The sequence below is a fragment of the Roseivirga sp. BDSF3-8 genome (genome assembly GCF_041449215.1).
Classification (GTDB): Bacteria; Bacteroidota; Bacteroidia; order Cytophagales; family Cyclobacteriaceae; genus JBGNFV01.
The window spans coordinates 4,806,644-4,827,700 of record NZ_JBGNFV010000001.1 but is presented as its reverse complement, the minus strand read 5'-3'; the positions used below and the strand labels follow the sequence as shown (position 1 = coordinate 4,827,700).

24 protein-coding genes are annotated in these 21,057 nt (G+C 48.9%); 18 read left to right on the top strand and 6 right to left on the bottom strand.

Annotation, left to right across the window (positions count from 1 at the left end; all coding sequences use genetic code 11):
* Positions 1-11 precede the first annotated feature (11 nt).
* On the top strand, positions 12-953 hold the full coding sequence (locus AB9P05_RS19960; RefSeq protein WP_371910604.1) for a sugar phosphate isomerase/epimerase family protein: 942 nt from the start codon (positions 12-14) through the stop codon (positions 951-953).
* Positions 954-1,009: 56 nt separating this feature from the next.
* Positions 1,010-1,390 (top strand): VOC family protein, encoded by a 381-nt coding sequence (locus AB9P05_RS19955; protein ID WP_371910603.1) that lies wholly within the window; start codon positions 1,010-1,012, stop codon positions 1,388-1,390.
* A gap of 30 nt (positions 1,391-1,420) precedes the next feature.
* Here AB9P05_RS19955 and AB9P05_RS19950 read toward each other — a convergent pair whose 3' ends face one another.
* Together AB9P05_RS19950 and AB9P05_RS19945 are read right to left on the bottom strand one after the other, a co-directional pair.
* A complete protein-coding gene (locus AB9P05_RS19950; RefSeq protein WP_371910602.1) occupies positions 1,421-2,020 on the bottom strand; it encodes a carbonic anhydrase in 600 nt (199 codons plus the stop codon).
* A gap of 92 nt (positions 2,021-2,112) precedes the next feature.
* Positions 2,113-3,024, bottom strand: a complete 912-nt coding sequence (locus AB9P05_RS19945) for a LysR family transcriptional regulator (protein ID WP_371910601.1) — start codon at positions 3,022-3,024, stop codon at positions 2,113-2,115.
* A 92-nt stretch (positions 3,025-3,116) separates the two neighbouring features.
* Here AB9P05_RS19945 and AB9P05_RS19940 point away from each other — a divergent pair, with 92 nt between their 5' ends.
* From AB9P05_RS19940 to AB9P05_RS19915, 6 genes are all read left to right on the top strand, one after another.
* Positions 3,117-4,550: an NADP-dependent isocitrate dehydrogenase gene (locus AB9P05_RS19940; RefSeq protein ID WP_371910600.1), complete on the top strand. Its 1,434-nt coding sequence runs from the start codon at positions 3,117-3,119 to the stop codon at positions 4,548-4,550.
* Positions 4,551-4,590: 40 nt separating this feature from the next.
* Complete coding sequence (locus AB9P05_RS19935; RefSeq protein WP_371910599.1) at positions 4,591-5,085, top strand: hypothetical protein; 495 nt, start codon at positions 4,591-4,593, stop codon at positions 5,083-5,085.
* A gap of 6 nt (positions 5,086-5,091) precedes the next feature.
* Positions 5,092-6,048, top strand: a complete 957-nt coding sequence (locus AB9P05_RS19930; protein WP_371910598.1) for a sodium-dependent bicarbonate transport family permease — start codon at positions 5,092-5,094, stop codon at positions 6,046-6,048.
* Positions 6,049-6,249: 201 nt separating this feature from the next.
* Entirely contained in the window at positions 6,250-7,080 is an 831-nt protein-coding gene (locus AB9P05_RS19925; protein ID WP_371910597.1) for an alpha/beta fold hydrolase, read from the top strand.
* Between the two features lie 128 nt (positions 7,081-7,208).
* A complete protein-coding gene (locus tag AB9P05_RS19920) occupies positions 7,209-7,619 on the top strand; it encodes a hypothetical protein (protein ID WP_371910596.1) in 411 nt (136 codons plus the stop codon).
* Between the two features lie 54 nt (positions 7,620-7,673).
* A complete protein-coding gene (locus AB9P05_RS19915) occupies positions 7,674-8,726 on the top strand; it encodes an aldose epimerase family protein (RefSeq protein ID WP_371910595.1) in 1,053 nt (350 codons plus the stop codon).
* 348 nt (positions 8,727-9,074) lie between these two features.
* Here AB9P05_RS19915 and tnpA read toward each other — a convergent pair whose 3' ends face one another.
* Positions 9,075-9,521, bottom strand: a complete 447-nt coding sequence (gene tnpA, locus AB9P05_RS19910) for an IS200/IS605 family transposase (protein WP_371906921.1) — start codon at positions 9,519-9,521, stop codon at positions 9,075-9,077.
* Positions 9,522-9,598: 77 nt separating this feature from the next.
* On the opposite strand from tnpA, the gene AB9P05_RS19905 reads away from it, so the two are divergent.
* The 10 genes from AB9P05_RS19905 to AB9P05_RS19860 all read left to right on the top strand — a co-directional run bounded on the left by AB9P05_RS19905 (position 9,599) and on the right by AB9P05_RS19860 (position 17,463).
* Positions 9,599-10,009 (top strand): hypothetical protein, encoded by a 411-nt coding sequence (locus AB9P05_RS19905; protein ID WP_371910594.1) that lies wholly within the window; start codon positions 9,599-9,601, stop codon positions 10,007-10,009.
* Positions 10,010-10,179: 170 nt separating this feature from the next.
* A complete protein-coding gene (locus AB9P05_RS19900; RefSeq protein ID WP_371910593.1) occupies positions 10,180-10,854 on the top strand; it encodes an SGNH/GDSL hydrolase family protein in 675 nt (224 codons plus the stop codon).
* Positions 10,855-11,180: 326 nt separating this feature from the next.
* A complete protein-coding gene (locus AB9P05_RS19895) occupies positions 11,181-11,495 on the top strand; it encodes a hypothetical protein (RefSeq protein WP_371910592.1) in 315 nt (104 codons plus the stop codon).
* Positions 11,496-11,634: 139 nt separating this feature from the next.
* Positions 11,635-12,408, top strand: a complete 774-nt coding sequence (locus tag AB9P05_RS19890) for a hypothetical protein (protein WP_371910591.1) — start codon at positions 11,635-11,637, stop codon at positions 12,406-12,408.
* An 8-nt stretch (positions 12,409-12,416) separates the two neighbouring features.
* Positions 12,417-13,061: a hypothetical protein gene (locus tag AB9P05_RS19885; protein ID WP_371910590.1), complete on the top strand. Its 645-nt coding sequence runs from the start codon at positions 12,417-12,419 to the stop codon at positions 13,059-13,061.
* Positions 13,040-13,834 carry a sensor histidine kinase gene (locus AB9P05_RS19880; RefSeq protein ID WP_371910589.1) on the top strand — a complete coding sequence of 265 codons (795 nt, stop codon included), beginning with the start codon at positions 13,040-13,042 and terminating at the stop codon, positions 13,832-13,834. Before AB9P05_RS19885 ends, AB9P05_RS19880 begins: the two co-directional genes overlap by 22 nt.
* Positions 13,827-14,489: a response regulator gene (locus tag AB9P05_RS19875; RefSeq protein WP_371910588.1), complete on the top strand. Its 663-nt coding sequence runs from the start codon at positions 13,827-13,829 to the stop codon at positions 14,487-14,489. The genes AB9P05_RS19880 and AB9P05_RS19875 overlap by 8 nt, the downstream gene beginning before the upstream one ends.
* A 132-nt stretch (positions 14,490-14,621) precedes the next feature.
* Entirely contained in the window at positions 14,622-15,194 is a 573-nt protein-coding gene (locus AB9P05_RS19870) for a LemA family protein (protein ID WP_371910587.1), read from the top strand.
* Entirely contained in the window at positions 15,191-16,126 is a 936-nt protein-coding gene (locus AB9P05_RS19865) for a DUF3137 domain-containing protein (RefSeq protein WP_371910586.1), read from the top strand. Before AB9P05_RS19870 ends, AB9P05_RS19865 begins: the two co-directional genes overlap by 4 nt.
* Before the next feature lie 248 nt (positions 16,127-16,374).
* Positions 16,375-17,463, top strand: a complete 1,089-nt coding sequence (locus AB9P05_RS19860; protein WP_371910585.1) for an alpha/beta hydrolase — start codon at positions 16,375-16,377, stop codon at positions 17,461-17,463.
* Here AB9P05_RS19860 and AB9P05_RS19855 read toward each other — a convergent pair.
* Genes AB9P05_RS19855 through AB9P05_RS19845 form a run of 3 tightly spaced genes read right to left on the bottom strand, consistent with a single transcriptional unit; the run spans position 17,460 to position 20,816 of the window.
* Positions 17,460-18,041, bottom strand: a complete 582-nt coding sequence (locus AB9P05_RS19855; protein ID WP_371910584.1) for a hypothetical protein — start codon at positions 18,039-18,041, stop codon at positions 17,460-17,462. The two genes, AB9P05_RS19860 and AB9P05_RS19855, sit on opposite strands and share 4 nt — an antisense overlap.
* A gap of 4 nt (positions 18,042-18,045) precedes the next feature.
* Positions 18,046-18,771 carry a hypothetical protein gene (locus AB9P05_RS19850; protein ID WP_371910583.1) on the bottom strand — a complete coding sequence of 242 codons (726 nt, stop codon included), beginning with the start codon at positions 18,769-18,771 and terminating at the stop codon, positions 18,046-18,048.
* On the bottom strand, positions 18,768-20,816 hold the full coding sequence (locus AB9P05_RS19845; RefSeq protein WP_371910582.1) for a M48 family metallopeptidase: 2,049 nt from the start codon (positions 20,814-20,816) through the stop codon (positions 18,768-18,770). Before AB9P05_RS19845 ends, AB9P05_RS19850 begins: the two co-directional genes overlap by 4 nt.
* Positions 20,817-21,057 lie beyond the last annotated feature (241 nt).

The window sequence follows — 21,057 nt, the reverse complement described above, 5'->3', positions numbered from 1 at the left end:
CCAAACCAAAAATGAAGAGAACCGACAGAAGAACCTTTTTGAAAATAGGGGGCTATGCGCTGGGTGGCGTTGCCCTGGGGGGACTGATGGCTCCGCTTTACAGTTGTGAAAATAAGAGCGGTAATAGCGCTGATAACACAGCGGATTCGACTGCGACAGACTCGGCTGATGCGGTCGCTATGAGCGCGATAGCGCCTTTTGGTATACAATTATGGACGGTAAAGGAAGCGATGGCAGAGGACCCGAAAGGAACACTGGAAAAGCTGGCCTCATACGGATACAAGCAGATCGAAAGTTTTGACGGTGAGCAGGGTATGTGGTGGGGCATGAGCCATACGGACTTTGCTGCGTACATTCAGGACCTGGGCATGAAGGTGGTGGCGAGCCACTGTAATTTTAAAGAAAATGCGGAGCAAAAAGCGGCCCAGGCAGCTGAGATAGGACTAGCTTACCTGGTAGATCCCTGGGAGGGTCCACAGGAGGACCTGGCCGCTTACCGTAAGCTGGCGGAAGACTTTAACCGCTATGGAAAGATATGTCAGGATGCGGGCCTTGGTTTTGCTTATCATAACCACGACTATTCATTTAAAGAAATAGAGGGAGAGGTTCCTCATAAGCTGTTTATGGAAGAGACGGATCCGGAGCTGGTGGACTTTGAGATGGACATCTACTGGGTGGTGACGGCCGGTGAAGATCCGGTGAAGTGGCTACGCGACTACCCGGGCCGCTGGAAGCTGTGCCATATTAAAGACCGTATGAAAAGCGCCCCGGAAAGTGAAGCGCAGGCAAGCACGCAGCTGGGCACGGGCATGATCGACTACGGGAACATCCTGAAAGCGGCTCAGGATAATGGCATGGAATACTACATTGTAGAGCAGGAACGCTTTGATGGCAGCTCTCCGCTGGAAAGTAGCAAGGAGAATGCTGAGTTTATGGCAGATTTTAAGATATAATTCCAACCGTAAGACGGTTTTTTGTAGCTTGCAGCGGCAGAAAACCGTCTTTTTTTATGAACCTGAACCAGGTAACTGTACCTTCCCGCGACCTCAGTATCTCCGTACCATTTTATCAATCACTGGGTCTCATACTCATTGTTCGCTCCCTGCCGCACTATGCCCGCTTTGAATGTCCTGACGGAGGATCTACTTTTTCCATACACCAGGTAGATGAGCTACCGCAGGGCGAGGGGGTTTATGTCTACTTCGAATGTGAGGACCTGGACGAGAGGGTCCATAGCCTGACTGAGCAAGGCATTACTTTTGACGAAATGCCGGAAGACAGGCGCTGGCTGTGGCGGGAAGCACGGCTGAGGGATCCGGATGGCAACCGTATCATCTTGTTTTATGGCGGGGAGAATAGAAAAAACCCTCCGTGGAGGGTTTCTGAATAAGTTCTTTTTAGCAAGTATCCAATCTGAAAATCAGGCTACTACGTGATTTTGGTCTACATTGATGAACTCTACCTCACCTGTAGAGAGTGAGTAGTAAGCGGGTACGACTTCCACACCTTTGTTTTCCACCATGTCCTTTATCACCGGTTCGCTATTGCGGAGCAGGTTGGTCATATTCACGGCATTCTGGCGAATGGCGTTGTCTACCTTATCACCGTCCTGCTTGCTGGCTGTTTCCACTGCCGGCCTTATGGCTTTAGTAAGGGCATCCAGGTGGCCTCCTTTCACCTCATTTACCGCAGCGGTAACGGCGCCGCAGCTTTCGTGCCCCAGCACGACTACCAGCTTGGTGCCCAGGTTGCTCACGGCATACTCGATACTTGCGGTAACGGCATCATCTATAATATTACCCGCCACTCGGATCACGAACAGGTCACCTATGCCGGTATCAAACACCAGCTCTGGTACCACCCGGCTATCGGCACATCCGATGATGACAGCAAAGGGCTCCTGACTACCCACCACACTGTCGCGGCGGGCCACGTCGGTGTTAGGGAATGCCGACTTTCCTTCTCTGTAAGATTTATTTCCTTCCTTAAGTAATTTCAGGGCTTCACTGCTGTTTACCATATGCTATAGGGTATAATTCGTTAAAAAAATCAATTTATGATGTCAGGGGGGCATAATCAAATGCCAAGGGGCATTTAATCGACTGGAGCGTATTACGGCTGAAGGCTTGTTTCCCTGACGTACTTTTTTACCCAGCCGAATTTTTCGCTGATAATCTGATCTTTATGCCCTCTTACATAATTAAGATAGGCGGTTGCGGCCGGGGATAGAAGCTTATTTTTCAACCAGATAAGTCGCCATTTGGTTATAATCGGCAAGCCAGGCCGCTCGTAGATGTACAGTTGCTCATTCATGAGCTCATTATGGATACCGATAAGGGGGATAACGCTGTAGCCCAGCCCTGCGATTACCGCCTGCTTCACGGCCTCGTTAGAAGTAAGCTCCATAGGCTTCCTGATCTGCTTTTTTTCCAGGTACTCATCCATTGCTTTGCGGGTAGCGGAGCCTGTTTCGCGAAAAATCATGGGCTTGTCACTTTCCTCTTCCCGGCTGGCGCCTACCATGTACAGGTGGTTATCCAGCAGGGTCTCTTCTTCAATTTCCAGCATCTCGGGGAGTACGGACACAAGGGCAAAGTCTACTTCATTTTCCCGCATACTTTCAAGTACCCGTGATTTATTGGTCACATCCAATGACAGGTCTATGCCACGGTGCTCTTGCATGAAGCCACTGAGAAAATAGGGCATGACGTACTTACCTGTAGAAGCAGAGGATATCTTGAGCTTACCGGCAACCAGGCCTTCGTATGCCTTAGTACGGTACTCGATGGCGTTGGCATCTTCCAGTAATTTATCAGCCAGCAGCGCTATCTCTTTACCGAAATCTGTGACAAATAACTGCCTGCCGGACATGCCGGTAAGGGGTACATCAAACTGTGCCTGGAAGTTTTTAAGCTGGATAGACAGGGCCGGCTGGGTCATGTGCATTTCCTCTGCAGCCTTGGTTATACTCTGCTGCTTCACTACTTCCAGGAAGACCCTGAGCTGATGGAATGTGTAATGCATAAATATTCTTTATGTAAACCATAGGAAACATAAATTAAAATATATGAATTTCCAAGCCCATATTTGTGCCATCGTAATAAACGCAGAACCACATGGTACAGAAAATCACAATCGCAAAAGGAGATGGTATTGGTCCTGAGATCATGGACGCCGTCCTTAAAATACTGAAAGCCTCCGGGGCAGACCTGGAATATGAAGAGGTACAAATAGGGGAGCAGCTCTACCGCCAGGGCAACACGAGCGGCATAGACAAAGCAGCCTGGGACAGCATTCGTAAAAATAAGGTCTTCCTGAAGGCGCCCATCACCACGCCCCAGGGTGGAGGGTATAAGAGCCTGAATGTGACCATGCGCAAGTCGCTTGGACTGTATGCTAACGTGCGCCCCTGCACCAGCTTTCATCCGTATGTGGCCACCAAGCACCCGGATATGGACGTGGTGATTATCCGTGAAAATGAGGAAGACCTGTACGCAGGCATCGAACACCGGCAGACGGACGAGGTGGTACAGTGCCTGAAGCTGATCACGCGCCCGGGCTGTGAAAAGATCATCCGCTACGCATTCGAATACGCCCGCCTGTACAAGCGTCAGAAAGTGAGCTGTTTTGTAAAGGACAATATCATGAAACTGACGGACGGCCTCTTTGCCCGGGTATTTAAGGAAATAGCCCCCGAGTACCCCGACATACAAAGTGATACATGGATCATCGATATCGGTACGGCGATGCTGAGCGACAAGCCGGAGATGTTCGACGTGATCGTGAGCCCGAACCTGTACGGCGACGTGATATCGGATGTGGCAGCACAGATAAGCGGCTCGGTAGGTATGGCAGGATCGGCCAATATCGGCGAAAGCTGCGCTATGTTTGAAGCGGTGCACGGATCAGCCCCTCCCATTGCCGGCCAGAATGTAGCTAACCCCAGCGGCTTACTCAGAGCAGCCTGCCTCATGCTCTCACAGATAGGCATGCCGGAGATAGCTGAGAAAATTACGAATGCCTGGACGCTCACGATAGAAAAAGGCATCCACACGGCTGACATCTACAGTGAAAAGAGTACGCAAAAGGTAGGAACCAGTGAGTTTGCCGATGCGGTGATCAGTCACCTGGGCCAGGTACCTGAGCACTTGCCGGTAGTTCACTTTGATAAGAACATAAAACTGACCTTACCCGCCTACAAGCGTAAACCAGACACCCGCAAGTTGCTAAAAGGGGTGGATGTATTCGTAGACTGGAAAGGAAGTAACCCTGACGAACTGGCGGAAAAACTGCAGCGCCTGAATAATGGCATAAGCCTGAAAATGATCACCAACCGTGGGGTAAAAGTATGGCCCGAAGGCTTTGAGGAGACTTTTTGTACAGACCACTGGCGCTGTCGCTACGAGCACGAAGATGGCTCGCCGGCAACACCTGAGTCTATCCCCCAACTCCTGCAAAAGGCCCTGGAGCACGGACTCGATATCATCAAAACCGAAAACCTCTATGACTTTGATGGCGAAAGGGGCTACTCTCTGGGCCAGGGTCAGTAATAATCAACAAAATCACTAATCACCATTATCTACAGACACGATGAACAGATTATTTTTTATATGTCCCGAGTGCTTTATCGAGAATACAATCAGGGAGAATTTCGATGGTGAGCACTTCTTCCTTACCTCGCTGGGTCTGGTGGTGGATAAGCCTTCACCTGACTATGCCAATGTGTTAAATAAAATGTGTGAGCGAGAGAATATCGAAGAAATCTGCCTCATACAGGATAGCCAGTGTACATTCATAAAAGAATCGATCAGAGCAAAGCATGCATATAAATGCAGCGAGAATATTTTCCTTCATGAGCTTTTCCAGGACAACTTGCACAGGTTTTCCAGTAAAATGGATATTCACACCATCAGAGAAACCCTGGCTATGGTAAATATAGAGCATCAAATGGGTGTTCTGGCTGACGCTCCGGTACTGGCTGATAAAATCAGGTCCGGGGAAATAAGCCTGAAGGGCTTTGTACTAAATAGCCATACGAATGAACTCAAAGAAATAAGTGAGGAACAAGTAGCACTGAAGGCATAACCTGTCATGGATATAGACCTCTTACTTGATAATTTACGTAACCCTGCACTGCTGTTCTTCTTCCTGGGCATACTGGCGGTACGGTTTAAAAGTGATCTTTCCATACCGGCCAATTCGTCCAAATTTATCTCTCTGTACCTGCTCTTTGCCATCGGGTTTAAGGGCGGGCAGGAGCTGGCTCACAGTGACCTGGGTGCAGAGATATTCTACAGTTTATTTTTCGGAATCATACTGGCGCTGCTCGTGCCATTATATACCTTCTTCATACTTAAGCGAAAGCTCGGGGTGGCAAATGCGGGCGCCATAGCCGCGGCCTATGGTAGTGTAAGTGCTGTAACCTTTGTCACCACCGTGTCTTTCCTGGATATAAGGCACCTGGAATTTGGCGGACATATGGTGGCGGTGATGGCCCTGATGGAGGCCCCCAGCATCATCATAGGTGTGCTGCTCATGGCTTGGTTCGATAAGGAGAGTGTAGAAAAACCTTCCTTCTCTAACCTGCTGAGGCACTCGGTTACCAATGGTAGCGTGTTCCTCATAATGGGTAGCCTGGCCATCGGCTTCATTGCCAGCGAGGAGCAGGCCCAGGGAATCAAGCCTTTTACGACTGACATCTTTAAAGGGTTTCTGGCCGTATTTCTGCTGGACATGGGCATCACTACAGGGCGCAGGCTGGCCTCCTTTATGCAAAACGGCTGGTTCTCTTTTGTCTTTGCGGTGATCGTTCCGCTGGTGAATGGCTGCACCGTGGCGCTGTGCAGCGGCATGATCACGGAGAGCATAGGTAACCGCCTGCTCTTTGCCATCCTTGCGGCGAGTGCCTCATACATAGCGGTGCCTGCTGCCATGAAGATCGCAGCACCGCAAGCAAATCCGGCTCTGTACATTCCTATGGCACTGGCCATTACCTTTCCGGTCAATATCACCATAGGCATACCATTGTATATGATGCTGATCACCTGACCCCGCGTTCTGCTTACTCTCACCTATTTCCGGTTCAGGTATGGGGCCTGCTGACATTCTGTCGCAGGCCTCATTGCTTTTACATAAGCCATTGATTTACAAACTCATAAACGCAAGCTGTATCTGTCCCGGACTTAACAAATGCCAGACATGGCTGTTGTATGTCCATACATTTTTTAACCAACCAAACAGCAATGAATCATGGGATATATCTCATTAGACGATAAACAAAATGGAGAAAATCTCCGCCTTTTTTACCAGGACTACGGACAGGGACAGCCCGTCATACTCATCCACGGCTGGCCACTAAGCCATAAGGCATGGGAGCCGCAGATGCAGGATATTGCAGATGCGGGATTCAGGGCCATAGCTTATGACCGGCGCGGCTTCGGCGAATCGTCCAAACCTTACGACGCATATGATTACAGCACGCTGGCCCGTGACCTGCGCACGCTAATCCTGAAACTGGATCTGAAGGATTGCATCATAGTAGGCTTCTCCATGGGTGGGGGCGAAGTGGTTCGCTACTTTACGGATTATGGCAATGACCGCATAGCCAAAGCGGTCCTTATCTCATCTATTATACCACTGGTAGCGAAGAAGGACGACAACCCTGATGGGGTGCCTGAAGAGGCGGTAAACGAGATCATGGAAGCGCTACATACGGACAGGGTAGGCTTTATGGAAGACTTTGCCAGTAACTTTTTTAATGCCGAAAAGACGGGGGTGAGCAAGCAACAACTGCACTATGCATGGAGCATTGCCTCACATGCTTCACCACGGGCCACTATCGAGTGCGCCAAAAGCTGGGGTGGTACGGACTTTCGGCCGGAGTGTCAAAATGTAACGGTGCCTACGCTCATTATACATGGGGACACGGACGGCATTGTCCCGATAGAGACGGCGGGTGACCAGGCGGCGGAGCTAATTCCGGACAATACCTACCATAAGGTAAGCGGCGGCCCCCATGGCCTGAACCTGACCCACCGCGAGGAGCTGAATAAGACGCTGATCGATTTCCTGAAGAAGTAAGCTGTAAGCGAATCATCTGACTATGAAAATGCCTGTATCATGCAGGCATTTTTATTTTGACCTGTACCTGTAGTGAATGGCTGAAATTTAAGATTTCGGGCAGGAAGAAAAGGCTTATTTTGCAGGAAATGACTAAGCCGAGAATCTTACTTCCCATATTGCTGTGTCTGATAATAAGTGTTGCGCTGATAGGATGGCCTACCAGCTTCACCTTCAGCGAATTACCTGATATACAGTTTTATGACACCTACGTGGTGGTTTCACCGCTTTATGCCATCATATTACTCACAGTATGGCTTAGTTTTTTTTCCTACCTGGCCTTATTCGTGGATCGCCAAAGCCGCACCAGCAGAATGTGGAGGGGAGCGTTCTTACTGACCTTTTCCATTCTCAGCATCTTTTTCTGTTATATGACTTTTAAAGTCTGGACCCTATCTGATATTTATCCTTATGCTGTAAGCCCGGCATTATCATATAATCTTTTGGCAGGTACTGTTTACCTTCTAATGCTCGCCGTCCTGCCACTTACATACAGTTAAATCTTTGAACGAAAGGCCTGGCTGCACGTACTTATAGTAAAAAATGAAAATTATATGCCTGAGATAAAGATAAGTACTCCCGGAGAACTGAAAGGAAATGAGGTAACGCAGTGGACTATCCGCTTTCCCGGAAAACTGGAGGCCACGGTAATGAACTATGGCGCCACGCTCATGAACCTGAAGGTGCCGGACCGGGAGGGAACACTCAGGAGTATAGTGCTAGGCTATGACCGGCTGGAAGACTACGTAAAGGATAACAGGTACTTTGGTGCTACGGTGGGGCGATATGCTAACCGCATTGCAGGGGGTAAATTTACCCTCAATGAGACAGAGTATACCCTGCGGACTAATCATGGTCCCAACACACTGCATGGAGGGACGGAAGGGTTTGATAAAAAGATATGGGGGCTGGAGGATATCGAATCATCTGAAGGTGCCTGCACTCTCACTTTTTCATACCACAGCCCGGATGGGGAGGAGGGCTTCCCCGGAGACCTGCAAATACGGGTAATTTACACCTTTACGCCCACATCCATGAAGGTGAGCTACCAGGCAGAAACCAAGCACCTAACGGTAATTAACCCCAGCCACCACAGCTACTTTAACCTGTCTGGAGACAGGACTTCTGCCATCACAGACCATGTGCTTACCCTCAGGGGTGAACACTATTTGCCTGTGGATGGTACGGGCATACCCACTAATGGCCCGCTGAGGGTGGAGGGTACGCCCTTTGATTTCACCGGGCCTAAAGAGGTAGGGGAGCGCATTGATGACCCGGCCCTAGCCGCTACCAAAGGCTATGACCACTGCTGGATACTAAAAGAACCGGGTACGAATGTGGTCAGCGCCCGCCTATGGCACCCGGAAAGCGGAAGGCAAATGGAGGTGCTTACTACTGAACCTGGCATGCAGTTCTTTTCAGGTAATTTTCCCCCCTCCGAAGAGCTATATGCCGGAGGACGGCACTTCGGGCGCTACTCTGGTCTGGCCCTGGAAACACAGCATTTCCCGGATTCACCTAATCACCCGGAGTTTCCCTCTACCATTCTCCAGCCAGGTGATGCCTTTTACTCAGAGACGACCTACCGGTTTTCTGTCGCGGATTAGATTAATCATGAGGGCTATACCACTTAATTAAAAACGAATCTTCATTTTCCACCCGACAGGTAGTACCTTAGCTCTAGCTGAAACCTATGATGAAATAATCTTTTATGAACCTGTCTAGCCTGAATATTTCCGCAATCATCCTTCTGAGTACCTTTGGACTGGCGCTGTTATCATGTGACCGGGTGACTGATGAAGCGGAGCGAACCAAAGACAGGACGATAACTAAGGCAACACATGTGGCCGATAGGGCAGAGGCTAAAATAGACAGCTATGCTAAGCGGGCGGAAAATAAATTACCCCCACCAAAGGAGGGGGTTTTCAATGGTTATTACCCCCAAAGGGGGATAGTCAGTTATCGAATAGCGGGATATCTATATCCCCATCCTCTTTCTTATCTTCCTTCTCCTGATACTTAACATACCGCTTTATCTTTTCTTCATCTATGCCTACCGTACTTACAAAATAGCCTCGTGACCAAAAATGATTGCCCCAATAGGGTTTTCTGCGAAGACTCTTGAAGTTCTTAAACATCATGATCGCTGTCTTACCCTTGAGAATACCCATGAAGTCTGATACACTAAGTTTCGGAGGTATACTACATACCAAATGAACGTGATCTGGCTGAATGTTCAACTCTTCTACCTTGACCTCCTTCCATTCACATATCGTCTTTATCTTATTCTCCAACGTATCTGCAACAATATCACGAAGTATACGGTGGCGGTACTTCGGGGTCCATACTACATGATAGACACAATAGTAAAAGCTATGCGATAGCTTACGATACTTGCTCATTCCACAATATACCCCTACTGGCATAGCCCTCAAACATGACCACCGTCTAAGACGGTGGTTTTAATTCGATTAATAAATTGAAAGGATTTGTCAGTGCAGGCATAGAAAGGGTGTTTCCCCCCTTCAACGCATATAAGGCCGATACCGAGGCAAATAAAGCCCGGTTCGAAGACTTTCTCCTGGTACCGGTATCTGAGGATGTAAATAACATCTACTGTTTTGACGATGCTATAGGTATTGATACAGGCTATCTGTTCGCCTTTAACTGCTCCCGGGCCACTGCTGAAAAGATCATAGAAAGGCTGGCGCTGAGAAGTGATACGGTATACTTTGACCATCCTTATAAGGTAATCTATGAATTCGAATGGTGGGATGAAGAAAGGGTTGGTAATCTCTCTGAATATAACTGGTCGGACGGCCAGTCTTACCGGTTTTATTGGTACGATGAGGAAAATCAAAAAAGCTATTATTACACCTTCTCAATGTAGCAAGATCATTGGCTTATCACATAAGCATCTGCGACCGGTTTGAATAGAAACTCCGCCCCGGTCAATCCATGACTACTTTTCTAAAATCCTGCAAACCAAAATTTCAGGGCCGGGTAAAACATTTCCACCCCGGCATAATTTGTATATTGATCTTAATAAAACAATATACTATGCGCTACGTACTGCTCTTTGCACTGGCTTTTGTCTTTACATTAACTTCCACCCTGTCCTTGGCACAAAATGGCCCTGAGCGGTTTGAGGGAGAGGTAACCCGCTTTGAACAGGAAGACATGGAAAACCCTCCCGGTGATAACATTGTGCTATTTACCGGCAGCTCATCAGTCAGGATGTATAAAGACCTGGCAGAGCATTTTCCGGATCATAATGTACTGAACAGGGGCTTTGGCGGCTCTCAGTTCTCGGACCTCATGTACTATTACGACAAGCTCATATTACCTTATGATCCGGTAAAGGTATTTATATATGAAGGGGACAATGATATAGAAGCAGGGGAGGATCCTGCCGAAATACTGGAAGAGGCCGCCACCCTGCGTCAAATGCTGGAGCAACAGCTACCGGGTGTGCCTGTGGCGTTCATCTCTGCCAAACCCAGTGTAGCCCGCTGGCACCTGAAAGACCAGTATGTTACCCTGAACCAGGGGCTTAAAGAGCTTGCCGAAAGCACTGACAATACAGAATACGTGGATGTATGGACGCCTATGCTGGATGAAAACGGGGAGGTATATACTGACATCTTTGTGGAGGATAACCTGCACATGAACGAGAAGGGCTATGAAATATGGAGGGAGGCACTACTGCCCTATATGCCGGAAGACGCTGAATAAGCTGTCTTTTCTGTACGATTTTTAGAAGCCACGGGGCCCGTCTTAGTATGTACAAGGCGGGCCCCGTGGCTTTTGTCATTTTATCACGTAACCTGCACCTCACTCTCTACGCATCATTTTCTTGCCCATACTGTCCCGCCTGGGCTCCGTAGCGCTACGGGCTAAGGTAAAACACGTAGTTCTACGTATTCGAAATGGTAATTTCCCCGCTTACCTTAGGGCTTATATATGCGCACCTTTATGATGTAATCTTTAAGATAGCTATCGCGGTTACAGCGTTTTCCGAAAAGCTTACAGAGTAGGAATACATCATAATACATAAGACTATGACCCTAGACGGAAATTATTACTCTTCAGACAAAAAGTATGTCCTGAAAATAAGCGATGCTAATAACAAAAGTGGTACAGCAGACGGTACTATCGAGACAGACCATGTTTTGATCCCTATCAAAATACAATACCTTGTGAACGACCAGCTTACTAACCTGCAGTTCTCCGGACAGTTAGATTCGTCAGATAAATTTATAGGTGGCTCCGGAAGCACGGACAGTGAAACCTATAAAAAGATCAAACTGGCTTATGGGTTCACAGATGGAGGCGAAGTAAAACCCTACAAAATGGATTTTAAACGGCAGGATTAACTCAGGCTTGCTGCTAAGGGAAGGTCCGGCACCGGGTCTTCCCTTATTTATGACCCATAGTGTAATAATTTGAACAAGCTTGGGTATATTATCCTACGTGCCGGCTACCTGACCTTTTCATTTATAATGACGTAGCACCATGAAAAACGCAACTACTCACCCCACATCGGAAAGTATATGGAACGCCTACCACCAAAACTGGCTCCACACCTCTACCAATACGCTCTACGGGCTGTTTCATGAGCATGATGGTAAAAGATTAAGGGGGTTTAGCTTAAAAAAACAAGACATAAGCCATATCCTGCCCCAAAAAGACCCGGAAGAAGTAACAGCTATACACTTTATATTAGGTGCTGATGACAATAAGGTGTGCCCCTTTGTTACCGTCTGTCTAGGTACTCATAGCAGGAGGCATAGTGTACTTCAGCCTATACTATCATCAGCCGATGAAAAGCCCTTTATTGAGCATGGGGCTTCGTCCATACCTTATCAGTTCATGCAGAACCTTTGCCAAAACTGGCTATTGGCAGATAACCTGACTCTAGCCCAGTCATTTGAGGCAGTCATTGGGGGCGATACAGGTGTAGGCGCTTATCGAAGATTGAATCAGTATGTACTTACGGCAGGCAATGTAAACCAGGCCTTATTTGATTTCATGGTTAATGGTCGCCATAACCTCACTGCGCTGGATCTATATTTCGGGCTGGATAAAAATAAGTGGGGAGACTATGCCAGGTTTGGCTTCTCCATAGTGGTAGCGTGTCATTATACCTCGCAGCAGCCCGATGAAGTACTTAGAGGTATAGCTATGCGGGGAGTAAAGGTGATGAAAGCAGAACCGGACGCCGGTGTAGATAGCGGCTACGTGGCACTTTTTGAATATATAAGTCCCTGCCCGCCCACCTGTCAATAGCAAATACTTTGGTTCCGGAAAGTACCATCTCCACCTTATTAGTCATACCCTATTATGTGATAGGGCTGGCACTTCTGGCAGGCCTTTTTCGCTTTCCCGTTCTTACCCCTGTCCAGCGGCTTATATTTCTGCTCATTGTGATAACTGCCTTGGTGGAGATCGCCTCCCGAATATTATGGGTGTATAAAATCAACAACCTGCCGCTATTTCACTTTTTTGCCCTGGCAGAGTTTTACCTTCTCTGCCGGGTGTATCGCAGGGCATTAAGCGGCCTGCCACCGATTTACTTTGATACGGCCACGGCTTTATTTTTTCTTTTTGCATTGTGGAATATGTGGTACCAGGGCCTCAAAGCCTTTAACAGTCATGCCCTTACCCTGAGCGCGGTCTTCTTCATACTATTATCTATATTGTACTTCTACCAGTTACTTAAAAAAGTTGAATATGAACGGCTGGAAAAGAACCCAATGTTCTGGATAAACTCCGGCGTACTGGTCTATTTTGCCAGTAGCCTGGTCCTGTTTCATCTAAGCAACAGGCTGCTTACGGAAGCGCAGTATGCCAACGGGCTGGCATGGGGTGTTCATGCTATTTTTAATGTATTTCATTACCTCAGCTTTACCATAGCGCTATGGATACGACCGGGCCCCTGACCGTACTGGAGGTATTACTCCTTGCCATGCTGGGCATGTTTACCATGGCCATATTCTTCGTGGTCTTTTTTGTGGCCTACCAGCGTAAACTCATGCAGCAGCACAAGCAACATAACCAGGCCCTTGCCAGTCACCAGCAGGCCTTACTCCAAGCCACGGTACAAAGCCAGGAGAAAGAACGTAACCGCATAGCCCGGGACCTGCACGATGACATCGGTGCGATGCTCTCTACCATAAAACTATATGCCAACCAGGCAGGCACGGGGGATAGAGAGGAGTCACTGGTCCTAAGTAAGAAAATGGGCCGGCTGCTGGATGATACTCTTCAGACGGTAAGGCGTATATCATATGATCTCCATCCTGTAATACTGAAAAATTTTGGCCTGCAGGAAGCCCTGCAGAGCCTTATGGAGCGAATAGATGCGGAAAGTGATATACAAACAACCTGTGCGTTTGCCCCCGGACTGCCGGTACTGGCGTATGATAAGGAACTGGCTATATACCGGATCGTGCAGGAACTGGTTAGCAATTCACTGAAATATGCTTCTCCCTCGAGGCTATGGCTTAGCATTAGCTGCAAGCATGCTGCGTGGCGGTTAACTTATAAAGACGATGGGCCAGGCTACGAGGTAAATCCTGAGCTGAAAAATACCGGCCTGGGGCTGCGTAATATTGAAACACGGGCCCAGCTCATAGGGGCAAAGGTGCAATACCTACAGGCCGGGGGACGAACCCGGGCACAATTAACCATGATACTGATACGACATGAATAAGCCTATGATTATATCTGTGGCACTGGCGGATGATCATGCCTTGTTCAGGGAGGGCCTTACGTCACTGATACACAAAATGCAGGGTATTGAGCTGGTCATTTCGGTGCAGAATGGCCAGGAACTGATAGACAGCTTACCTGATATTGAGGCGGATGTAGTGCTGCTGGACCTGGAGATGGAGGTAATGGATGGAATAGAGACTACACGACTAATCCTTCAACGCCACCCGCATTTGCGGATTCTTATTCTGACCATGCATGATGAGGAGCGGATGATCTCCGGCCTGCTGGAGGCAGGAGCACATGGTTACCTGGTAAAGAACACAGAGGCGGAGGAACTGGAGAAGGCTATCAGGGAGGTATACACCAAAGGCTATTATGTGAATGACCAAAGTACCCTGGCCATGCTGGCAAGTATTAGGAATAAAACCAGGTCAGTGCCTACCCTGCGAAAGCAGGTGGGTCTGACCTCGCGGGAGCTGGAGGTGCTGCAGCTTATTTGCAGGGAAATGAACACCCAGGAAATCGCCGAGACCCTCTTTATAAGTCCACGTACGGTAGAGGGGCACCGCCAGAACCTGATGGGGAAACTAGATGTAAAAAACACGGCCGGTCTTGTGATAAAAGCGATAAGGGAAAAGATCATCATACCCTGAAAGAAGTGAGGTGGCCGAAGAGAACCATTCATAAAAAGCTGCTCTGCATACACACCGATATAGTGTATATTGCAGATAGTAAATGAATAAAATTCCTTTATCTGACAAGGACTTACCCCATACGATCATACGATGAACCTGATAAGCCTGATCGCCATCATAGTAGCTGTAGTATTGCTGCTGTTTATCTTTATGTATAATACGCTGATAAAAAAGCGGAATGCGGTAGATAACGCCACCGGTGGGGTGGATGCGCAACTGAAAAAGCGCTACGACCTCATCCCCAACCTGGTGAGTACGGTACAGCAGTACACAACGCATGAGCGGGAACTGATAGAAAGAGTAACGGCCCTGCGTGCGGAAACTAAGTGGTCCACCATGAACATGCAGGAAAAGATGCAGCTGGATGAGGAGATCTCCGGCCGCATGCATAACCTGATGGCGGTGGCCGAAGGCTACCCTGACCTCAGGGCGCAGGAAAACTACCAGCTCCTGCAGCGCAGCCTTAATGAGGTAGAAGCACAAATATCGGCCTCCCGGCGGGCTTATAATGCCACGGTTACCGAATATAACGACGGCATTCAGGTTTTCCCTCAAAACATGGTAGCGGGGTGGATGGGCCTGAAACCTAAGCAGGTATTTACGGCTACCCAGGCCGAAAGGCAAAATGTAAACGTGCAGGAGCTATTTAATAACAAGAAATGAAGTTTCTGAGCACAGAGGAGTTGGACCGGGTATTCAGGGATACCCTGCAGGCAAAGCTGGAAGCACTGGAGGGACCCCGCAAGAAGATACTCTACCTTTCCATAGGCGTTGTACTTCTCATTGCTATCAGCTTTACGCTATTTCAGCTAAACCTGCCTGCCGCCGGCATCATAATGATCCTGGTCACGATCGGCCTGGTCATCTACACGGTATCCTTGTACAAGGAATTCCGCCGTACCTTTAAAAAGCAGATAGTGGAAACGCTGGTAAAGCTCGTGAACCCTGAATGGACTTACGAGGCGGAGGAGTCCCTCACGGAAGAGGAGTACTGGGGCAGTGGCCTGTTTACCAAAAGGCACAGCAACTTTAAGGGGGACGACCTTATCTATGGCCGTATCGAAAAAACGGACTTCCGCTGCTCAGAGATCAAAACCACCTACTCCACTGGTGGGGAGAATTCATCTACACGCATTATTTTCTGGGGGCTGCTCTTTCACGCAGACTTTAACAAGCATTTTTCAGGGCGGACCTATGTCAGGCAAAAAAACATCTATGGACTGAACCTCAATATTAACCTGGATTTCCTGAAAAAGGACACTGATCCGCGGGAGGTAGAAATGGAAAATCCCGAATTTGAAGCGTATTTCAATGTGACCTCTACGGACCAGGTGGAGGCGCGCTACCTGCTCACACCGACTATTATGGAGGCCATCCTGGAACTGCACAAGCGGTTTAACCGCAAGATAAATGTGTCTTTCGTGGGTAACAGGGTTTACTGTGGGGTGGCCTTCGAGACGGAGTTGTTCGAGCCTGAGATCACTAAGTCCAATGTATCGTTTGGCCAAATTTTAATGCTGTATAATACCATTCAGCTTAATGCCCTGCTGGTGCATGAGCTAAACCTGAATACCCGTATCTGGACTAAGGTCTGAGGCTATGCGGTTCGCCTGCCTCGGCGCATAAAGCCAGGTGGAGTAGGGGCTGCGTGCCTACGGCACTTAGGTTTTTTTGGGACTATTGTGCTACAAAGGCTTCGCCCCGATGGGGCTCAGAGAATTACCTCAATGAGCCTACCAGGATTTGTCCACGCCGGGGCTACAAATTCATAATCACGCCGGTTTTCAGGGGGTTGGTGTAACCGATCGTTAGTCGGAGGCATCTCATAGGTAAATGCTGTGATATGTCTTTACTGAAAAAACTACTGAAATGGTCCGGCTTGCTTATAGGTGTGCTTCTGATCATTTTTATCGCCTTCCTCATTATACCGGAGCCGGTGGATGTATTGCCCATCACGCCCCGTGAAAGCACCCGCTACTGGGACATGAAGGAGGGCTTTCGGCTGGCCTACACGCACCTGCCGGGTGACCCGGCCGGAGCTGCCCCTATCGTATTTCTGCATGGCGGCCCTGGGGGGTATGTACATAGCAGCATAATAGAAACCATGGCTGAGATAAGCACCCTGGGGCATGATGTGTACCTGTATGACCAGCGCGGCTCAGGCCTTTCTGATCGTATGCCACGCTACTCAGACATTAGCTTTGACAAGCATCTGCAGGACCTTCATGAAGTCATTACGGAAAAGATAGGGGCCAGGCAGGTCATACTCATGGGACAGAGCTTTGGCAGCATACTCATCGCTCACTATTCTGCCCGGTATCCGGATCATGTGGCCGGCCTGATCTTCAGCTCGCCGGGCACGCTATTACCTCATCGCAGGGTAAAGGGACAATATGCCGACCTTGACTCGCTGTATCCTGCGCCGGACACCCTGCAGTTTCGTAATCCCTATGATTTTGTAGATGATGTGAACCTCACGGCGGCCAAGCCTAAGGCCATCGTAGCCACCCTGGGCGCTTTGCTGCTGGATAAGAAACTGATCTCTGATGAGCAGATGGACCAGGTACTTAATAACCTGGCGGCTAAGTTTACCCGGGGCATGGTGTGTGACCCGGCCAATGTACTCCCGGAAGAGGGCGGGGGAGGCCTGTACGCCTACCTGGCCACTAACCAGGTAAACCAGCCGGAAATAAGGCGGGCACTGCAAAACGTGCAGGCTCCGGCCCTGATCCTACAGGGGCAGTGTGAGCATATCCCTTTTTCCGCGGCCTATGAGTATGCAGCGCTTTACCCCCGCAGTCGCTACGAAATGATAGAAAACGCAGGCCACGAGATATGGTGGGAGGAGCCGGATAAGTATATCGGACTCATCAGGGAGTTTTTAACCCAACACCGGCCGGGGACAGCCGGCGGCGCCCCCGGCAAAGACTAATTGCAGATAACCTTGGCGCTCATTACAGGGTAGTAGTCAGCAAAATTGGTGCGAAAGCTCGCTTCGCAAAACTCCAGGACGAGGCCATCGGGCGTATTAAATACGTATAGGGTACCCGACTGAGCCCACCAGTCCACACCGTAATTGGTTACTGTTACTTCAGCTATATTATCACTGCTGCTCCATTCAATGTCGAATGTGCCTTCACGCGCGGGTATTTCAAGCGTATGCAGTATAATCTCTATCTCACCGTTGATTGACTGGCCGGTAAACCGGTATTCCTCAAACGCTTCATTCGGCTGGCAGGTAATGGTGGTCAGGTTTTGGTCATCCACACCTATATCATCATCGTCCACTACCACTATGGTATTATCATTCAGGTTATCCCCACAGGGCGAGGCTAGCGGCACATAGCACTCGGTATTGCAGGGACCTCCACAGTCCACTCCTTGTTCATTCTGGTTTTGTATGCCATCCGAACAGGTGGGGATAACGCCATGCTGCAAAGGGATGATATCATAATCTATGCAGGATGCGAAAATGAAAAGCAGTGTATATAAAAGGTAAGAATGTCTCATATGATCAGAATAGCAAAGAGCCTATGCCTAGTTTGATACTGAATATATAGTAGCCGAACATGCTCCGGTGTACATTGTAATTAGCCTCCTCCACCGGGGTATACTCTTCCATCGGCTCAAAGGCTGCTTTAGGCGTAGCCGCGTAGCCCAACTCAAGGCCTATGCGCAGTACGATGGCGTTAGCTACTACCTTCTGCCGCCCTATGCCATAGGTGAACACAAAGTGATTAAAGTCATCAGTAAACAAGGGCTCGTCAGAAGCCTTATCGTCATAGGTGTTTACCGTAGTGTATTCAAGCTTTATGTTCTGGTAAAGGCCTATGGGGGCTATGGATTCCCCCTTATTAAAGAAGCGGACATTCAGGCCTACAGATGTACCGCGTAACACATCTGGCTCCACATCCCGGCCAAATAATTTATCGGTTTTGCGCATGGTGCCCGTTTGCAGCAGGCTGTAGTTCAGCCCTATGGCTGTGCGCTCGCCCACCAGGTACTCGAGGTTCACCTGCGGCCGGTAGTTAAAAGCCAGTACATTTTGCTTATCGTAGCGGGCATCGTCTCCCAGGATCACCGTTATCGTATTATTCACATTCTGATTAGCCAGAGCAGGGGTAGGGTTCAGGTCAAGCGTAAAGTAAGCCCGCTTCCCCATGAAGCCCGGTACCTGGGCCTGTGCCGCCACGGAGGTAAGCAACAGGCAGAATAGGATGCTATAAAATCTCTTCATCATTTTCCGTGCTTCAGTTTAAAGAGGGTGTAGTACAGGTTAGAGCTCATTAGTGAGTTGGTATCCTTGAATTTCATGGCACGGAGATCCCCGCCGGCCACTGACTCAGTAGCGCCGTGAAAAGTGATAGACAGGTGATAGGTATATTTGGGGCTAACAAGGGAAGGAAGGGTGACCGGTGCAAATATAGGCATCAGTACCGTAAAGGCTATTTTAATCCCTTTGTCCTTTACCTTTTCCTTTACTGATATGGCCATCACCATCGTCAGGTAGTCCTGGTCGTAGGTATCCAGCACGGCCATCATCTCATTATGTATGGGGCTCACCATCGTGCTCTCACCGGAGCCAAGTTTTTCATTCAGCCATTCGTTCAGTATGGCATGGCTTCGAAAATCAGTGATGTCATCACGGTCTATGTCGTGTACATTGAGCACGTCATTATCCATCTTCAGCTTATCAGACACCTTTCTGATCTTGTCGTCCATCTGTACCAGCACACCTTCGCCATCTGCGTAGCGGATCATGTCCTTTTTACGCTGGTTTACCTTGATGTATGCCGGCGTAAGCACCAGGGTACTGTTCACTTTGGTGCCCTCACTTCTCATTTTCCGCTTTTGGTATAATTCTGTCCCCGTATCAGGCTCGTTTTCTTCAAAGAGGGTCATCAACTCCTCACGCCCCTCTAATCCGGTAAAGGCATGCTGATAGTACTGCATTTCCTCGCCACCCGATGAGGCGAAAAGCTTGTCCACTATGTCGGTGTGATCCTTTTGGAGGCGTGTGATCAGGTCCTTCAACATAAGGTGCACCTCTGCATCTTCACGGTTTGCACGGTATAGCGGGTATAGCTGGCTTAGGGCCAGTACCTTTAGCTCGCGGCCGCTCATAGCATCCAGCAGATGATCGATCTTCTGCATCTCAGCAGATACCAGCACCTCGCGGGTACTCTCTTTCCATCCGCTATAGGTAGCCCCATAAAGTGCCTTGGCGATACACTTGCGGAGGTATACTGACTCCGGATCCTGCTGCAGCAGGTCATAGGCCAGGTACAGGGCCTTATGATAGGCTCGGTCCAACAGGTACTGCCGGCATAGTTCGTAGCGCGCCAGACGCTTTACCTCGTCAAACCGCTCACGCGCATAGATAAATGTAGCTCCATCTTTGTTAGCCACCCCTGCCAGTTGCTCCTGCAGGTTCACCCGCCGTGTCTCCGTATTGGGGTGCGTACTTTTCTCGTCATCGTACGCTTCATTCACTTCGTATTGGGCAAATTCTGTCAGCTTTAGTTTCTCCGGCAGGCGGTAGTCACCATACTCAAAAAAGGCATAGTCAAACTCACTGTCCAGCAAAAGCTGGTCTGCCTGGCCCAGTATATCAAATATACGGTCCATGGAGTCTTTGCTATAGGCAGTACCTTTATAAATATCAAAGCCTTTGGCATCTGCCTCTATCTCCAGTTCCTTACTATAGGAGCTTTGAGCAATAAGCTTCTCATCTTCAGAGAACCCTTTGTAACCATCCCTGCCATCGCTGATACGCTCATTTTTCACATAGCTGTTCAGTACATGCTGTTCGCGGTAGTGTATCAGTTCGTGGGAGAGGATGTAAGCCAATTGTGCCTCATTTTCCAGCTTGGCCAGCAGCCCCAGGTTTACGAAGATCATGCCATTGTTGGTGGCAAATGCATTGGGGACGTGAGACTTTACGGCATACACCCTCACCTCCTTGCGGGTCTGGGGATCATCTTTCAGTACCTCATACAGCACACTGTTCAGGTAGTTGGTCACAGGGTCATTAAACAGTACCCTTCCGCTGCTGAGAAAGTCGTCGATGCCGAAGTTACTCTCCAGGTAAAACTTGTCTTTATTTTCCCGGTCAAACCGCTGGTCATCCTCACTGATGGATGCCCGGTCGATATCGTATTTGAATGTGCTCCTCTGCGTAAAGTCGAGGGGAATTTTGCCTTCGGGCAGAATGGTGTGGAAGTCCTGCTGCGCCAGGGCCAAATGGCCAAAGGTGAGCAATATTCCCGTTAAGAATAGCTTCATGTATTATCCGTCAGAAGGCAAAGCTATAGGGAAACGGGCTTCTATAAAAGGCGGCGTAAGATTTGCAGAAAGTTTAAATAAATGTGGCAACAGGTATTATGCCGGGCCGTGAGTGAGGGGTGGCAGCAGGCATTTTCAGCGTTCAGGACACTTGGTTTTCAGGAGGTTATCATGAAATGTATGGATCATTGCTTTAGCGGATTGTTGTAAAAAGACAGGAGGAGTGAAGCCAAGGTATCTG

Bases quoted from the DNA above. Each gene is read 5' to 3' on its own strand.
- AB9P05_RS19880 (WP_371910589.1), top strand. From the start codon at position 13,040: ATGGATACGACCGGGCCCCTGACCGTACTGGAGGTATTACTCCTTGCC.
- AB9P05_RS19925 (WP_371910597.1), top strand. From the start codon at position 6,250: ATGGGATATATCTCATTAGACGATAAACAAAATGGAGAAAATCTCCGC.
- AB9P05_RS19955 (WP_371910603.1), top strand. From the start codon at position 1,010: ATGAACCTGAACCAGGTAACTGTACCTTCCCGCGACCTCAGTATCTCC.
- AB9P05_RS19870 (WP_371910587.1), top strand. From the start codon at position 14,622: ATGAACCTGATAAGCCTGATCGCCATCATAGTAGCTGTAGTATTGCTG.
- AB9P05_RS19945 (WP_371910601.1), bottom strand. From the start codon at position 3,024: ATGCATTACACATTCCATCAGCTCAGGGTCTTCCTGGAAGTAGTGAAG.
- AB9P05_RS19850 (WP_371910583.1), bottom strand. From the start codon at position 18,771: ATGATGAAGAGATTTTATAGCATCCTATTCTGCCTGTTGCTTACCTCC.
- AB9P05_RS19930 (WP_371910598.1), top strand. From the start codon at position 5,092: ATGGATATAGACCTCTTACTTGATAATTTACGTAACCCTGCACTGCTG.
- AB9P05_RS19865 (WP_371910586.1), top strand. From the start codon at position 15,191: ATGAAGTTTCTGAGCACAGAGGAGTTGGACCGGGTATTCAGGGATACC.
- AB9P05_RS19860 (WP_371910585.1), top strand. From the start codon at position 16,375: ATGTCTTTACTGAAAAAACTACTGAAATGGTCCGGCTTGCTTATAGGT.
- AB9P05_RS19875 (WP_371910588.1), top strand. From the start codon at position 13,827: ATGAATAAGCCTATGATTATATCTGTGGCACTGGCGGATGATCATGCC.
- AB9P05_RS19940 (WP_371910600.1), top strand. From the start codon at position 3,117: ATGGTACAGAAAATCACAATCGCAAAAGGAGATGGTATTGGTCCTGAG.
- AB9P05_RS19895 (WP_371910592.1), top strand. From the start codon at position 11,181: ATGACCCTAGACGGAAATTATTACTCTTCAGACAAAAAGTATGTCCTG.
- AB9P05_RS19855 (WP_371910584.1), bottom strand. From the start codon at position 18,041: ATGAGACATTCTTACCTTTTATATACACTGCTTTTCATTTTCGCATCC.
- tnpA (WP_371906921.1), bottom strand. From the start codon at position 9,521: ATGAGCAAGTATCGTAAGCTATCGCATAGCTTTTACTATTGTGTCTAT.
- AB9P05_RS19915 (WP_371910595.1), top strand. From the start codon at position 7,674: ATGCCTGAGATAAAGATAAGTACTCCCGGAGAACTGAAAGGAAATGAG.
- AB9P05_RS19950 (WP_371910602.1), bottom strand. From the start codon at position 2,020: ATGGTAAACAGCAGTGAAGCCCTGAAATTACTTAAGGAAGGAAATAAA.
- AB9P05_RS19845 (WP_371910582.1), bottom strand. From the start codon at position 20,816: ATGAAGCTATTCTTAACGGGAATATTGCTCACCTTTGGCCATTTGGCC.
- AB9P05_RS19920 (WP_371910596.1), top strand. From the start codon at position 7,209: ATGACTAAGCCGAGAATCTTACTTCCCATATTGCTGTGTCTGATAATA.
- AB9P05_RS19960 (WP_371910604.1), top strand. From the start codon at position 12: ATGAAGAGAACCGACAGAAGAACCTTTTTGAAAATAGGGGGCTATGCG.
- AB9P05_RS19890 (WP_371910591.1), top strand. From the start codon at position 11,635: ATGAAAAACGCAACTACTCACCCCACATCGGAAAGTATATGGAACGCC.
- AB9P05_RS19935 (WP_371910599.1), top strand. From the start codon at position 4,591: ATGAACAGATTATTTTTTATATGTCCCGAGTGCTTTATCGAGAATACA.
- AB9P05_RS19900 (WP_371910593.1), top strand. From the start codon at position 10,180: ATGCGCTACGTACTGCTCTTTGCACTGGCTTTTGTCTTTACATTAACT.